At 46.0% G+C, this 16,110-nt stretch carries 8 protein-coding genes; 4 read left to right on the top strand and 4 right to left on the bottom strand.

Going from position 1 to position 16,110, the window contains the following annotated elements; genetic code table 11:
- The first annotated feature begins 143 nt into the window (after positions 1–143).
- Positions 144–3,530, top strand: coding sequence for a response regulator (locus tag AWH66_RS00525; RefSeq protein WP_063606598.1), 3,387 nt, complete (start codon positions 144–146; stop codon positions 3,528–3,530).
- Positions 3,531–3,629: 99 nt separating this feature from the next.
- Here the strand turns inward: AWH66_RS00525 and acnB are convergent, their stop codons facing one another.
- The 4 genes from acnB to hrpB form a co-directional block, all read right to left on the bottom strand.
- The gene (gene acnB, locus AWH66_RS00520; RefSeq protein WP_063606599.1) at positions 3,630–6,227 is read right to left on the bottom strand and encodes a bifunctional aconitate hydratase 2/2-methylisocitrate dehydratase; all 2,598 of its coding nucleotides are present in this window, start codon (positions 6,225–6,227) and stop codon (positions 3,630–3,632) included.
- Positions 6,228–6,529: 302 nt separating this feature from the next.
- Positions 6,530–8,848: a patatin-like phospholipase family protein gene (locus AWH66_RS00515; protein WP_063606600.1), complete on the bottom strand. Its 2,319-nt coding sequence runs from the start codon at positions 8,846–8,848 to the stop codon at positions 6,530–6,532.
- 81 nt (positions 8,849–8,929) lie between these two features.
- On the bottom strand, positions 8,930–11,320 hold the full coding sequence (gene mrcB, locus AWH66_RS00510; RefSeq protein WP_063606601.1) for a penicillin-binding protein 1B: 2,391 nt from the start codon (positions 11,318–11,320) through the stop codon (positions 8,930–8,932).
- Complete coding sequence (gene hrpB, locus AWH66_RS00505; protein ID WP_063606602.1) at positions 11,317–13,782, bottom strand: ATP-dependent helicase HrpB; 2,466 nt, start codon at positions 13,780–13,782, stop codon at positions 11,317–11,319. The genes mrcB and hrpB overlap by 4 nt, the downstream gene beginning before the upstream one ends.
- Before the next feature lie 56 nt (positions 13,783–13,838).
- Between hrpB and sfsA the strand changes: the two genes are divergently transcribed.
- From sfsA to gluQRS, 3 genes are all read left to right on the top strand, one after another.
- Positions 13,839–14,552 carry a DNA/RNA nuclease SfsA gene (gene sfsA, locus AWH66_RS00500; protein ID WP_063606663.1) on the top strand — a complete coding sequence of 238 codons (714 nt, stop codon included), beginning with the start codon at positions 13,839–13,841 and terminating at the stop codon, positions 14,550–14,552.
- 131 nt (positions 14,553–14,683) lie between these two features.
- Positions 14,684–15,130 (top strand): RNA polymerase-binding protein DksA, encoded by a 447-nt coding sequence (dksA, locus tag AWH66_RS00495; RefSeq protein ID WP_006072667.1) that lies wholly within the window; start codon positions 14,684–14,686, stop codon positions 15,128–15,130.
- A gap of 66 nt (positions 15,131–15,196) precedes the next feature.
- Positions 15,197–16,084 (top strand): tRNA glutamyl-Q(34) synthetase GluQRS, encoded by an 888-nt coding sequence (gene gluQRS, locus AWH66_RS00490; protein ID WP_063606603.1) that lies wholly within the window; start codon positions 15,197–15,199, stop codon positions 16,082–16,084.
- Positions 16,085–16,110 lie beyond the last annotated feature (26 nt).

The following is a 16,110-nucleotide window of genomic DNA, read 5'->3' as shown; positions in this document are numbered from 1 at the left end:
ACACAGCAAAGCCGATTGCATACGTTATTTTTGTGTTACTCAACACGGTTTATCGCCAACTTACTTGTCAAAGAAAAAAAAGTAATTAGATTGCTAAGGTTAACTCTTTCTTAATTCGTCATACCGAGAGCTAAGCGATAAATATGTTCAAGTTGTATCGAAAACAGAAATTCAAGCGACTGCAAAACACCTTGATGATGGCTTTTTTGGTGCTCAGCATTACGCCCTTGACGGTCATCGCTCTATTCTTTCTCAACGCACACAGTCAGGATCTAAAAGATCAAAGTACCTCTCATCTGGTATCGATAAGAGATACTAAAAAACAGCAGTTGCTCAACTACTTTCAAGCTCAAGAGTCTGAAGTAATGGGATTCGTACGTTCAGAGCTCGCTTATGCCAGTGGAGGACGATTCTATGGACTGGTGAATGCGTTCCAGCGCCTTGGTGACGATATAGAACAGGCAAGAGAACATGCGCAAGAACGCTATATTCAAGGTTCAGGTAATCAAGTAAAAACCGCAATCCTTCCAGACTCTAGTAGTTATGTAGGAAGTGAGCGCTACCGCCTTCTACACAAGCGCTATCATAGGGCGTTTATGGAGCACCTTAAACGTTCAGACTTTGACGACATTATACTGGTCGACCTTGCAGGCAACGTCACCTACTCCGTCTATAAAAATCGTTATTACGGAACAAATTTAGAAACGGGCGAGTTTTCAACTCAGATCCTCGGCGAAACCTTTGACCGCCTGAAATCAGAAGTCACTCACAAGCGCAAAGAAAACGAAGAATACACCCCGGTGGTTATTTCCGATTTTGCCCTGCAAGATGACCAACAGTACGCTTGGCTTGGTGCACCGATTATTCAGCAAGGTTATCTTCACAGTTATGCCATGTTCAGGCTTCCCATCAAGGGGATCACTAAGCTCATCACTGACGGCAAACCAGATGATATTAAGCTGCTACTGGTCGGTAGTGACCATGCCGCTAAGATACTTGGGCTTGAACAAGACACCATAAACAACAGCAACGAAGTTATCTCACAAGCCTTATCTGGTCTCACCATGGTGGGTAGCTACACCAATGCCAAAGGCGAAGACTACTTTGCGGCATTCACTCCTATTCAACTCAATGAAACCAATTGGGCCCTGGTTGCCGAAACACCAGAAGCCATCGCCTTTGCTAGCGTTAAGCAACTAGAAAAACTGTTTGTTATCGCTATGCTGACCGCGATTGTGCTGGTTGTCATTGCTTCACACTACCTTTCTAACTTTATTACTTCGCCACTGCTTAAGCTTACCTGGGCGGCTGAAAGAGCCTCTGGTGGAGACTTAGAACCTTCGATTATTAGCGCAGACCGTAAAGATGAAATTGGCCGATTGGCTCTGAGTTTCGAACGTATGAGACGCTCAATAAAAGAGAAAATCGAGCTCATTAAGAGTCAGAACCAAGAGCTAGAACAGAATTTAGTCACGATTAAAAAGCAAAATGAAGAACTACAGCTAGCAAACAAGCTGAAAGATGAATTCCTTGCAACCACCTCTCACGAACTTCGCACCCCACTTCACGGCATGATAGGGATTGCAGAAGCAATGATCTCTGGTGCCAATGGGCCAATCGGCGCCAACCATAAATATCAGCTTGATATCATTGTTAACAGTGGCCAGCGCCTTGCTGGACTGGTAGACGATCTTCTCGATTATCACAAAATGCGTTACGGCAACTTAGATATTGAACGTTCCTCTATTAGCTTAACCAGTGCAACACAGCTGGTCTTGGAGCTGTCACATCACTTGCTCGGTGACAAGAAGATTCGAATTATCAACCAAGTCCTCGAACCATTGCCTTATGTCTCAGCCGACCCACAGCGCTTAGAACAGGTACTTTATAACCTTGTTGGTAATGCCATCAAATATACCAATGAAGGCAAGATCGTCTTATCGGCCACCGCCATGGATGATCATATTCGCGTACAAGTTGTGGATACCGGCCAAGGGATTCCTGCTCAGCAGCTTGAACATATTTTCGAGCCGTTAGTTCAAGCAGGTCATGATTCGGGTCATTACCGCCAAGGTGCTGGGCTTGGCTTATCGATAAGTCGACAGCTTATTGAGTTGATGGGCGGTTCTCTTTATGTCAGTAGTCAGCCTCATGTTGGCACCACGTTCAGCTTCACCCTTCCTTTAGCGACACAGGAAGAAATAGAGCACATGTCTCAATTAGGACAGAATAGTCACTTCCATATCGCCGAGCCGACTGAGATCAATCCAGAAGAAGAGGAAGTCCTTCCTGAGAATCCAGATGGACCAGTGCTGCTCGTCGCCGATGATGAGCCAGTGAACTTGCGTATCCTTGAGAGCTTTTTAAGGCTAGAAGGTTATCAAGTGAAACTGGCCAAAGATGGCTTAGAAACACTGGATATCATTGAGCATGAAAAACCAGACTTACTGCTTCTCGATATTATGATGCCGGGAATGAGCGGCTTTGAAGTGTGCGAAACCATTCGTGAACAATACGATCATGCCGCGCTGCCTATCATTATGCTCACCGCTTTGAATCAATCGGAAGACAGAGTTCGTGGTTTTGAGCTCGGTGCCAATGACTACCTTGCAAAACCGTTCAGTAAGCCGGAGCTCGCAGCACGCATCGCCGCTCACCTTCAAGCAAGCAAAGCCGAAGAAAGACGCGCCGAAAATCAACTTCTCAAGTATGAAATTAAACAGCGTGCGTTGGTTGAAGCAAGCTTGTTAGAAACACAAGGGCGTTTGATCGAACAGCTCAATAGTGCGCCAGAAGCGATTCTCTGCATCAGAGAAGACTTGAAGGTACAGTTTGCTAACCAAAGTGCTGGACGTATGTTTAAACGCAGTGTTGAGCAGCTCAAGCGCTCCAATGTTGAAGAACTCATTGCGCCTAAATTTATTCACTTGTCTCAGGAGCACTATTGCGGGGATATCGATATTTTTGTCGATGATGTACGCCAACACATAAACACCGATATCCTCACCTTGCCTGAGGGTTCGGGATTAAAGAGCATCTACATATTCGAACAAGGGCAGTCACTCGATCAAACGCGCGTGAAGAACCTAGAAACCGCTATTGATGCGCTGTCTCGATATGCGATTGAAGGTGATAAGGCGAAACTACTGGAACTCAAAGAGCTGGGCGGAGAATTTACTCAATTGGCAGATAAAGCCGTCGATGAAGAGAAGTCTCGTCCAGAAATGATGCGCGAGTTATTGGTAGATACCATGACCAATGCGCTGGAGTATTGGGAAAGTGTTACTGGGCAAACCAAGTTTGCCTTTGCTGAACAAAGTGGCTTGTGGCGTGTTTACTTAGACCGCAGCACCTTGCAAACCCGCACATTGGATAAGTATTTGCGCTTAGAGACGTTACCCAAAACACCTCGTTGGCGTACAGTACTCAGCTCAGTAGAATACATACTCGACCATTGTCACCGCCAAGGTCCAGAGCGTGACCATATTATTGCTCTGCGCGACAAGCTGCAAAAGTTGCTGACCAATTAGCCTAGATAAAATCACTAACTCAGCGCATAAAAAACGGCCACTCAAAGTGGCCGTTTTGCTACTCAGCATAGAGCTCTTATCGAGCTCTATAATTCACCATTAAGCAGGCTCTTGAAAGATGACTGTGTCTGCTTTCTCTGTGTACTGCCCCATACGGTGGAAGTTTAGATAGCGGTAAGTATCTGCTGCAGTTGGGTCAATCTGCTTCATGTACTCTAGGTATTCTTCTTTCGTTGGAATCTTACCTAGGATTGCTCCGACTGAAGAAAGTTCAGCTGACGCAAGATATACATTAGCACCAGTACCAAGACGGTTCGGGAAGTTACGAGTCGACGTAGACATTACCGTCGCTTCGTCAGCAACACGCGCTTGGTTACCCATACACAAAGAACATCCCGGTGTTTCGATACGAACTCCAGCACGACCAAAGATACCGTAGTAGCCTTCTTCTGTTAGCTGGTCACGGTCCATCTTCGTTGGTGGAGCAATCCATAGGCGAGTATCAAGCTGACCATTGTACTTATCGAGTAACTTACCAGCTGCGCGGAAGTGACCGATGTTAGTCATACAAGAGCCAATGAATACTTCGTTGATTTCTGTTCCTTGCACCTCAGAAAGTAGACGAGCATCATCTGGGTCATTTGGTGCACAAAGGATTGGCTGCGTCACGTCTGCAAGGTCAATCTCGATAACATGTGCATATTCTGCATCACTATCCGCTTGCATCAGTTCTGGGTTAGCCAGCCACTCTTGCATTGCAACAATACGACGCTCGATAGTACGACGGTCACCATAGCCTTCTGAAATCATCCACTTAAGCATAGTGATGTTTGAGTTCAGGTACTCTTCGATAGACTCTTGAGACAGTTTAACGGTACAACCCGCAGCACTACGTTCAGCCGAAGCGTCAGAAAGTTCGAATGCTTGCTCAACCGTTAGGTGTTCAACGCCTTCAATCTCTAGGATACGACCAGAGAATTCGTTGATCTTACCGGCTTTCTCAACCGTCAACAAACCTTGCTGAATCGCATAGTAAGGAATCGCATGAACAAGGTCACGAAGTGTGATACCTGGCTGCATTTCACCTTTAAAGCGTACAAGGATAGATTCTGGCATATCAAGAGGCATAACACCGGTTGCCGCAGCAAACGCGACCAGACCAGAACCTGCTGGGAAAGAAATACCTAGAGGGAAACGGGTATGTGAGTCACCGCCTGTACCAACAGTATCAGGCAGAAGCATACGGTTTAACCAAGAGTGGATAACACCATCACCTGGACGCAGTGAAACACCTGCACGGTTCATGATGAAGTCAGGCAATGTATGATGAGTGTTCACATCTACAGGTTTTGGATATGCTGAGGTGTGACAGAATGACTGCATCACTAGGTCTGCCGAGAAGCCTAGACATGCTAAATCTTTTAGCTCATCACGTGTCATTGGGCCTGTCGTATCTTGCGAACCAACCGTCGTCATTTTAGGTTCACAATATGTACCCGGACGAACACCTTCAACGCCACACGCTTTACCAACCATCTTCTGAGCCAGTGTATAGCCAGCATCTGACTCTTCAACGGCTACTGGACGGCGGAAGACTTCTGATGGTTCAAGGCCTAGAGATTGGCGAGCACGGTCGGTTAGACCACGACCAATGATCAGTGGAATACGACCACCTGCACGAACTTCATCAATCAGTACGTCTGTTTTTAGTGCAAACTCTGCTAGGGTTTCGCCTGACTCGTGATTACATACTTTGCCTTGGTATGGATACACGTCAATCACGTCACCCATGTTCAGCTTAGTTACATCCACTTCGATTGGCAGTGCCCCGGCATCTTCCATAGTGTTGAAGAAGATTGGCGCGATCTTGCCACCCAATACATAACCACCAGCACGCTTATTTGGTACGTTTGGAATGTCATCACCCATAAACCACAACACTGAGTTGGTTGCCGATTTACGAGAAGAACCTGTACCTACTACGTCACCAACATAAACAAGTTGATGACCTTTGCCTTTAAGTGCTTCAATTTGTTTGATTGGACCGATTGAACCTGGTTGATCCGGTTCGATACCATCGCGTGCGTTTTTAAGCATTGCTAAAGCGTGTACTGGAATATCTGGACGAGACCATGCATCAGGTGCAGGAGACAGGTCATCAGTGTTGGTTTCACCCGTCACCTTAAATACTGTCAACGTAATCTTTTCTTGTAGCTCAGGCTTAGACAGGAACCATTCCGCTTCAGCCCAAGACGTTAGGACTTGTTTCGCGTAAGCATTACCTGCTTTTGCTTTCTCTTCTACATCATAGAAAGCATCAAACATCAGCAGCGTATGAGACAGTGCTTTAACGGCAATTGGCGCTAGCGCAGCATCGTCAAGCAAGGCAATCAGTGATTCGATGTTATAACCACCTTGCATGGTACCGAGGAGTTCAGCTGCTTTTTCACGGCTAACTAGTGGCGATTCTACTTCGCCCTTAGTTACAGCCGTCAGAAAACCTGCTTTAACATAAGCAGCTTCATCAACACCAGGTGGAATACGGTTCTCGAGGAGGTCTAGAATAAACTCTTCTTCACCCTGAGGTGGGTTCTTTAACAGCTCAACAAGTCCAGCAACTTGTTCGGCGTCTAGGGGTCTTGGGACAACTCCTTCGGCAGCACGCTCTTCGACGTGTTTACGGTAGGCTTCAAGCACGACTTTTTCCTCTCATTGCGGTCCATCCTTAATAATTAGAATTAGGAGTGGACATCCTTGGAAACTTGGCTCTCCCTCGCCTTATCTCGTCATCAAGTAACTGAATCAGCAGTGCCAGAGAGGCCAAACTGTGGGGCGAAGGATAGCAAATTTAACGTTAGATTAAAATCTTATCATTTTGACCAACATTGCAAGTTTGAGTAAAAACAAGCATTTTGCGACTAAAGTTGCAGCAGGTCGCTGCAATACTACCCTTCATTTAGAGTATTTATATTCAACATAATCTGGAGTGATAATGACGTTTAGTAAGCGGCTCCAATAATTAAATAGAACGAGCGCAACCCAGTTTCTACTTGACCATAAGACAGCATAATAGGCCCGACGGGAGAGTCTATGCCAGCAAATACCGACCCTGCCAGATACAGTGGCGCATTAGACAACGAACGGTCGCCATCCCAGACACCGCCATACTCAGCACTTGCTCCTAAGTAAACTGGGGATTGGAACATGCCAAAGTCGTTATCGAACCATCGATAGCGATACACTAGACTGCCATAGAGCTTGTTCTGGCCAATCAAACTGTTACGAGGAATACCCGACATATTCAAAAAGCCACCAAGCTCTCTTGGGCTCACTGGCAATGAGTCGTTTTCCGTCTCGATCATTTCGTAATCGAACGAGCCTACTAAGGTATTACGATTAAAGGTTTTTGCATATTTAGTAGCAATGCTAATTTCGTAGGCGTTATCAGAAAATTCTGAGGGTTCAGTTTGGATGTTTTGGTCACCACTGTCTCTCGACAGCAAATACTCTAAATTCACCAACCAGCCTTTAGTCGGCAAACTATAATCATCTAACGTATCCAGTTTGTAGCTGGCAAAAACACCTCGACGATCAAAATCAAACGTACCAGCAGAAGGTAAAGGTGAGACATACGATTCACCAGTCGTATACCGTGCACCAATTTTCACTTCCTGCCATAACGTTGGTTGATAACCAACCGCAAACTCCCCTTCCCACTCACGATACGATACTGGAATAAAATCAGCATTACCCTCAAGAGCTGGCTCCACGCAACCATCCCCGTTAGAATTTAATTGGCAGAGCACATTTCGCTTGTCGCTGTTGTAGCGAAGACCACCTAACAAGAAAAAGTTTTGATTGAACATGAAAGGCGAGTAGACCTCTCCTTCCACTCGCTTATCAGTACCAAAGTCCGCATTCACTCTCAGCTCTGCACCGCGATCGTTCAAATCGGTAAAGTTAGTGGTGACACCGATCGAATAGAAGCTGTTCGCATTGAAGTCTTCTTCAAGGTAGAAACGAAAGTCCATATAATTTGGACCCCAAGATTTCTCTTTTACATCGACAACAAGATCTGTTTCATCACCTTTATCATCGTAGCGGTATGTGATCAATTCAAAACGATCGAGAGCATAGAGCTCCTCAATATGCTTTTCTATCTCATCGGTTTCTAGGATTTCACCTGCTTTCAGCCCCAAACGGCTTTTGATCAATTCATCGCTGTAGTGACTTTGGTTATTGATCACTATCTTATCAACGACGTTCTCATCACCGTACACCAGCTTTTTACGTGCTAACTGTTTAGCATCGATATAATGCTGGAACCTAGCACTGTTTACGGTGAGCGCTTTAAGCTGTTTCTCATTACGATAAGCCTCTTGATAACCCAAGTTATACGCTTTCGGCATCGCTGAAAAATCGGTGGTGGCGATCTGTCCCACGTCTGGATGCATTAGGATGTCTTTGTCATCCAGAGCTTGCATTTGTTCTTCTGTACTGCGGCGTACCAAATAATTAGATAGCTGCTCGCCAACAGTCAAGAAGCTACTGAAATCCTCTCGGGTTTTGTAGTCACTACTGATATCAACCGCAATGATAATGTCCGCACCCATTTGCTTCGCCAGCTCGACAGGCATGTTATTGGTCACCCCACCATCAACCAACAAATAGCCATCCAGCTCATAAGGTGGTAGCGCGCCCGGCACCGACATACTCGCCATCATTGCGTCCACTAGATAACCTTTATCCAGTACAACAGGCTCAAGTTTTAATATATCCGTCGCCACCGAACGATAAGGAATGGCCAAGTCATCAAATGATTTGAACTCAGGAAGGTTGCCCGTAGTTTTGCGCAGAATGCGTAACATATTCTGGCCTTGTACCACCCCTTTTGGGGCTTCTATCGAGCCAAAATGTAAACCGATATCGGTGCGAATTTGATAGCGGTCTTCCGACTCCTTATCGCGAACTCGGCGTTGGCTGCGGCTAACACGATCACGATATCCATTGTTCCAATCCACGGTATAGATGAAGCTTTCAATCTCATCAGCACTCATTCCGGTCGCATAGAGGCCGCCCACATAGGCCCCCATGCTGGTGCCCGTGATGATATCAACAGGAATCTGCATCTCTTCTAACGCTTTTAGAACACCAATGTGCGCAGCCCCTTTCGCGCCTCCGCCTGCCAGAACCAATCCTATTTTAGGACGGTCAAGTTCCTTTGCGTTGTTATCGGTATTTTCGGTTGCTAACACCCATCCACTGCTGGACAGGAGAGCGACGGCTACTAGCCACTGAATCAGGCGTTTCACATTCATCCCTAAAAGCGCTTTTTATTATGGTTAATCCAATATATCAGGTAATTAGCAAATTCTCTTCATAATTAAACGTAGTTGAAATCACCAGTCAAACAGGTTTTTTATCCACTGTTTGGGTTGGTTGTCACAGGACGCTTTCAGTTTTCCACCTTCATCCCAGACTGGTAATTCCAATTGGCTTCCGCAATCTAGTTCCAGTGCACCGCTACGCTGTTTAGAGAAGCCAATCATGCTGATGTTTTTAGGCCAAGGCAATGTCAGCTTCTCTGGAATTCGAGCTTTCAAATAGTCTGAATACACTCGTAATGCACCGCTTGAGCCTGTTAGCTTAGTCGACTTATTATCATCACGCCCAACCCAAATCGTCGTCACTTCTCGTCCATCGACACCAACAAACCAACTATCACGAGTGTCATTACTGGTACCAGTTTTTCCGGCCAGTGCAGCCCACGCAAACTGACTATTCAGATAACGTCCCGTCCCTTCAGCTACCCCTTTTTTCATAGCAAAGGTGGTAAGCCATGCTGCTTGCTGAGGGACCTTCTGCTGCGCTTTGGGTAGAGATCGATAGAGCACCTCTCCGTCCACGGTAACGACTGAACGTAAAGCCGAGAGCTCAGCTTGTCGTCCAGAGTTAGCGATGGTTTGAAACATCTGTGCCACTTGATATGGCGTCAACGACAGAGAACCAAGGAACATAGATGGAACAGGCCTGATCTCATTCGCATCCACACCTAAGCGCACTAATGTCTCGGAAACCGGCTTGATACCGAGAGACATTCCTAGACGTACCGTCGGCACGTTAAGGGATTTAGCAAGCGCTTGATAGAGAGGCACATCACCTCTGAACTTACGGTCGTAGTTTCTTGGCTGCCAAACGTTGCCTTGACTGCCTTTTAGCGTGAGCGGTGAGTCTTCAAGTGTCGATGCCAAATCATAGTTCTGAGGCTGTTCCAACGCAGTAAGATAGACCGCAGGCTTGACTAACGAGCCGATTGGCCTACTCGCATTCAACGCTCGATTGAAGCCACTGTAGCCTGTACGCTTACCGCCCACCATAGCACGGATCTCGCCGGTATTTCTGTCCACCGCAACGGCTGCGGCTTCAAGCCCTTTACCGGACGTTTTTTCTAACTGAGGTACACGCTTGGCAATGGCCTTTTCTAACTTGTCCTGTGAAACAGGATCCAAAGACGTGTAGATTCGAATACCTTTGCCACCACGTAGCTTATCGCCAAGCTTGCTATTCAGCTCTCGGTTAAGCTGCTGAAAATACGCTGGTTGGCGGCTCGCAATTTGGGGATTGTTCTGCAAGTCGAGATCACGAGAGGCTGCCATTTCAAACTCGCGTCCGGTCAGCATGTTCTGATCCATCATTAAACGCAGCACTAAGTCTCTGCGCTGCTTAGCTCGCTCTGGATGACGAATGGGATTGTAGTAAGATGGCCCTTTTACCATACCTACCAATAATGCAAGCTGGTCAATTCTCAACTCTTGCAATGGCTGACCAAAATACAAACGAGACGCTAGCCCAAAGCCATGAATAGCCTCACCACGGCTTTGACCAAGGTAAACTTCATTCAAATACGCTTCCAAGATTTGGTCTTTGCTGTAACGATAGTCAAGAATGAGTGCGATAAACACTTCTCTTACTTTACGCCATAAGGTTCTATCACTGGTTAGGAACAGGTTTTTAGCCAACTGTTGCGTTAACGTACTGCCCCCTTGTACCGTGCGGCCGGCGCGAATATTCGCGAAAAACGCACGTGCTATGGCAGTAGGGGAGATACCATCATGTTGATAAAAATCACGATCTTCCGTTGCTAGTAACGCGTCGATCATAATTTCTGGAAATTGATCACGCCTCAAAAACAAACGTTGTTCATCGGCTTTTTTTTCGAGCATCCCAAGCATCTTAGGTTCAATTCTTAGAAAGCCAAGATCCCCCTTCTTTTCCAACGACTGAATTCGAGACAATGACCCATCGCTAAAATACAACATCACATGACGATCGGGTTCTGGACCGTCGGCAAATTCGAAGGGACGGCGAATCAGTTCTATCTTGGTGGAAGACGAGGAGTACTCACCTGGGTGGCGCGGTTGAGATACCTTACGATAGTTCAATACATCCAGTTCATTACGTAGCTGAGCTATCGTAATGTTGTCGCCGACAGACAGATTGAGCACACGAGCATAAACCACTGTTGGCAACTCGAATAAATTGCCTTCAAAACGCTCTTTGACCACTTGATCGAGATAGTAAAACACCGCGCCAAGGGCGACCACGCCAACCAGAGCCAGTTTCCAACCGATTGAGAGCAGACGCTTTCCCCACCCTTGTTTCGCTTTTTTCCGACTTGGCTTACGCTTAGGTTTACTGCTTTTCGCTTTTGATTTAGGAGCCGATTTTGTGGTGGTCTTTCTTGGTGCTGGCTTTTTACCACTAGGTGCCAACTTTTTCGTTACTGTCATGAATTCAATTGTCTTTTAGTTTTACTCGTTGCCTGATGATTCATTGGGTCATCAGGCCAAGGATGTTTCGGGTAACGCCCCTTCATCTCTTTCTGTACTTCTTTGTAGGCACCTTGCCAAAATGCCGCTAAGTCTCTGGTTATCTGCAACGGACGTTGAGCTGGAGATAACAGTTCTAACACAATGGCTTGTTTTCCTAACGCAATAGTAGGTGATGACTTTTCGCCAAACATTTCTTGCAGCTTCACCGACAACGTCGGAGCTTCACCAACTTGGTAATGTATTTTCTTTCTCCCACCAGAGGCAACTACCAAGTGTGTCGGGAGCCACTCATTGAGCCGTTGTTGTTTATCCCAACCTAAACGGGCTTGTAATGCGGCCATTACATCCAACTTCTTAAGTTGTTTAGCATTTTTAATGCCAGTCATGAATGGTAATAACCACGTATCAAGCTCGTCGAGCAATACATGCTCAGACATATCCGGCCAAGCTTCATCTGGGAGCCAGTCCGAAGCGCATATGACGCGCGTACAAAGCGCTTGTGCGTCAGAGTTCCAGTCTAACGCAGCAAAGCCTTTACGCTTAACATAGCCAAGCAGTGCCGCTTCAACATCCGCTTTTTCTGGAACGGGGATCTCTTTGCAATGCAAAACAATCGCGCCAATTTTTCGTTGTTCACTGGCAACTAAGCGACCTTTCTGATCATCCCAATCCACCACAGAGAGCTCATCAATTAATTGCGGTGCTGTTGTCGAAAGCAGCTCAATATCCAGCGGCAACGCCTTAAAAATCTGACTACTTCCCTGACCGGTTTTCATTAAATCAACAACGGCCAGATAAGGTGACTTCACTAATGGTTGCTGATTATCGACACTTGCTCCATGTCCATTTGCTAACAAATAGTGTCCCGATGCAGCACTGCGACTTGCCGCTATTCTATCTGGGAATGCGAGCACTGCGACAAATCCGAGTAAAGATTCATTCATCTCCTCTAATGCAAAGCGATGCGATAGACGTTGCGCCAATACAGAAGCTCTTTGGGAAAGAGAACCACGGCGAGAGTGAATGCCTTGCTGCCAGCGCATTAATGAACGGGTAAGATCCAGCTCATTGCGTTCAGGCTCTTCAATCAGGCAGCATATGGCTATCGCCACATTGAGCGTCTCAGACCCTAACTGCTTAGCCTGTAGCAACATGCTAGCAAGGCGAGGCTCAACACCCAACTCATGAGCTTGATGTCCAAGCGCGGTGTGCTTGCCCATCTCATCGATAAGCTGCAGCTTGCTGAGAAGCGACTGGGCTTGCTGTAAATGCGTGGACTTGGGAGGGTCTATCCAAGCCAGCTCCATTGCATCAGAGCAGCCCCACTTGATCAGCTCTAATTGCAAGGCTGATAAGTCACTTCGCAAAATTTCTGGCGTACTTTGCTCAGGCTGTGAGTTGAACTGAGTTTCACTATATAAACGTATACAAAGTCCAGGCTCCATTCGACCTGCACGCCCTGCCCTTTGAATCGCGGAGGACTGTGCAATGCGGGTTTGCTCAAGTCTCGAAACACCAGTCTTTAAATCAAACCAAGATTGGTTTTCTAATCCCGAATCCACGACGAGACGAATGCCTTCAATGGTAAGCGAAGTTTCAGCGATATTGGTCGCAAGAACGACTTTTCGTGTCCCGAGTTTAGCTGGCTGGATAGCCTTTTGCTGCACTTTAAAATCCAACTGCCCATATAAAGGACAGACTTCTGCTTCGATACCAGCTTGAAGCAAAAGCTCTTCAACTCTTTTGATGGCGCCAACGCCAGGTAAAAAAGCCAGCAAAGAACCTGACTCACGTAACATCAGGTTCTCTATTTGCTTTACCATAAACATTGGCAGATTATCATTACGGTTCATTGGCGCATAATGGGTTTCTACAGGGAAAGAGCGTCCACTGGATTCTATAAAGGTTGCCGTCGGTAATACACGTTGAAGGTCATTGGCTTCCAGCGTTGCAGACATCACAATCAGCTTCAAGTCATCTCGCAGCGCCTCTTGACTCTCAAGGGTAAAAGCTAGTGCGGTATCGGCATGCAGGCTTCGCTCATGAAACTCATCAAAGATAATTGCTCCAACGCCCGTCAACTCAGGGTCGTCTTGCAGCATACGAGTTAAGATACCTTCTGTCACAACTTCTAACTTTGTATCCTTGCTTACCTTGCTCTCGCCACGTACTCGGTAGCCTACAGTTTGACCAACCGTTTCATTACGCTGCGACGCTACGTACATGGCAATATTCCTCGCCGCAATGCGCCGCGGTTCGAGCATGATAATTTTGCCTTCAATCAATCCACTTTCAACAAGCTTTTCAGGAAAGTACGTCGACTTACCGGCGCCAGTCGCCGCCTTGAGTATGATCTGATTCGATGAGGAAATCGCTTCAAATATCGAAGGCAACACTTGTTCTATAGGGAGCTGTGACAACGCTTTGACCTTATGTTGTAATGTGGCTACTCATTCTAATAAAAAATGACCTCGAAATGCACTTTGATCCTCCTTTAAAGCAAGGAAAGCTAATAAAACGATACAAACGCTTTCTTGCTGATATCCATTTAAGCAACAAGGAACAGATAACCATCCACTGCGCAAACACCGGCGCGATGACTGGTTGTGCCGAACCTGGTTCTACCGTTTGGTACTCCACCTCTGACAATGCAAAGCGAAAATACCCTAATAGCTGGGAGCTAACAGAAACCGTCTCAGGCCATAAAATTTGCGTTAATACGGTTAGGGCTAATACTTTAGTTGTTGAAGCAATAGAAAATGGCATTGTTGAGGAGCTTAATGGCTATCAATCTTTAAGAACCGAGGTGAAGTATGGTCAAGAAAACAGCAGAATCGACATTTTATTACAAGATAGTGATCGCGCAGATTGCTACATTGAAGTAAAAAGTGTCACACTGCTTGATGATGCAAGCACCATAGGTCAGGGCTACTTTCCAGATGCACAAACCACAAGAGGACAAAAGCATTTGCGAGAGCTCACAGAAATGGTTCAAACCGGCCATCGAGCTGTATTATTTTTCGCTGTTTTGCATTCAGGGATTGAAAAAGTGTCGGCGGCACACCATATAGATGCGAAATATTCACAATTACTCAAGCAAGCAGAGGAAGCAGGGGTAGAGGTAATTTGTTACAAGGCAGCGTTTTTTGATAATGAAATTACGCTCTTATCGAAGGTCGATTTCAGCTAAAAGTGATTTCACTTCACATTGATAAGAACTTTAACAAACTTCATTTGCCACCGGCATTTCTTTTTGCTATAGATACCCGCCTTAAAATTAACTGTACGCACAGTTGACTAGGTGTAAGTAGGAGATGCTGCATGCCAGAAACTAAGAAAAAAGCGCTAGGCATCCTAGCCATTGCAGGTGTTGAACCATATCAAGAGAAAGCTGGTGAAGAATACATGTCACAAGCTCAGATGGATCACTTTACAAAAATTTTGAGCGCTTGGCGCAACCAACTTAGGGAAGAAGTTGATCGAACTGTGCACCACATGCAAGACGAAGCAGCTAACTTTCCTGATCCCGTTGACCGCGCTTCACAAGAAGAAGAGTTTAGTCTCGAACTTCGCAACCGTGACCGCGAACGTCGCTTAATCAAAAAGATTGAGAAGACACTAAACAAGATTGAAGAAGACGAGTTTGGCTTCTGTGAATCTTGTGGTATCGAAATTGGTATCCGTCGTTTAGAAGCTCGTCCTACTGCCGATTTATGTATCGACTGTAAGACTCTTGCAGAAATCAAAGAAAGACAAATGCAAGGTTAATAAGCGATAAGAAAAGGGAGCAAACGCTCCCTTTTTTGATCCACTACTTCATACGAAACAAATACTATGTACATAGGTCGATTTGCCCCCTCCCCCTCAGGTCCACTCCATTTTGGTTCCTTAGTTGCCGCTCTGGGAAGTTATTTCCAAGCCAAAAGCCATTCAGGTCAGTGGTTGGTTCGAATAGAAGACATTGATCCTCCACGTGAAGTGGCTGGGGCAGCTTCGCTTATCTTAAAAACACTGGAAGCCTATCAATTGCATTGGGATGGAGGTGTTCTTTACCAAAGCTCTCGGTTGGACGCTTATCAGGCGCAAATCGACCATTGGCTTCATCAAGGGCAAGCTTATTTGTGTGAGTGCACCAGAAAGCAAATAAAAGCACTGGGTGGCTACTACCAGGGTACGTGTCGTGATAAAGCACTGAGTGCAAGCAATCAGTGCGCAGTCCGCCTCAAAATGCACCACCCGGTTGAATCCTTTGTCGACCAACGATATGGCCAACTGAATATCCCTAAAGCTTTAGCTGAAGAAGACTTTATTATTAAACGTCGTGACGGATTGTTTGCCTACAACCTTGCAGTGGTGCTCGATGATATTTATCAGAACATCACTGAAGTCGTTCGTGGTGCTGACCTTATTGAGCCGACAGGTCGTCAAATCAGCTTATATAAGACATTAGAGGTGGAACCAGTGAGCTACCTGCACCTTCCGCTGGCAATAGATGATAATGGCAATAAGTTATCCAAACAAAATCATGCCACCGCTATTGATTTAGATAATCCAAGACCCACATTACTCAATGCAATGCGTTTTCTTGGTTTCAACATTGATAGCCATATTGAAACAGAAAACATAGAGACTATCATCCAGTGGGGCGTGGAAAACTGGCAGCTTTTACAACTGCCAAATAAGCTCAAAATCAAACCGCCATTCTCAAACGGGGCTCTCTAAGCTATCATAAGCGGCAAATTTCATGC

It is taken from the genome of Vibrio barjaei, from assembly GCF_001639065.2.
GTDB classification, from domain to species: domain Bacteria; phylum Pseudomonadota; class Gammaproteobacteria; order Enterobacterales; family Vibrionaceae; genus Vibrio; species Vibrio barjaei.
This window is presented reverse-complemented; position numbering and strand designations above follow the sequence as displayed.

Bases quoted from the DNA above. Each gene is read 5' to 3' on its own strand.
- AWH66_RS00525 (WP_063606598.1), top strand. From the start codon at position 144: ATGTTCAAGTTGTATCGAAAACAGAAATTCAAGCGACTGCAAAACACC.
- AWH66_RS00515 (WP_063606600.1), bottom strand. From the start codon at position 8,848: ATGAATGTGAAACGCCTGATTCAGTGGCTAGTAGCCGTCGCTCTCCTG.
- mrcB (WP_063606601.1), bottom strand. From the start codon at position 11,320: ATGACAGTAACGAAAAAGTTGGCACCTAGTGGTAAAAAGCCAGCACCA.
- sfsA (WP_063606663.1), top strand. From the start codon at position 13,839: ATGCACTTTGATCCTCCTTTAAAGCAAGGAAAGCTAATAAAACGATAC.
- dksA (WP_006072667.1), top strand. From the start codon at position 14,684: ATGCCAGAAACTAAGAAAAAAGCGCTAGGCATCCTAGCCATTGCAGGT.
- gluQRS (WP_063606603.1), top strand. From the start codon at position 15,197: ATGTACATAGGTCGATTTGCCCCCTCCCCCTCAGGTCCACTCCATTTT.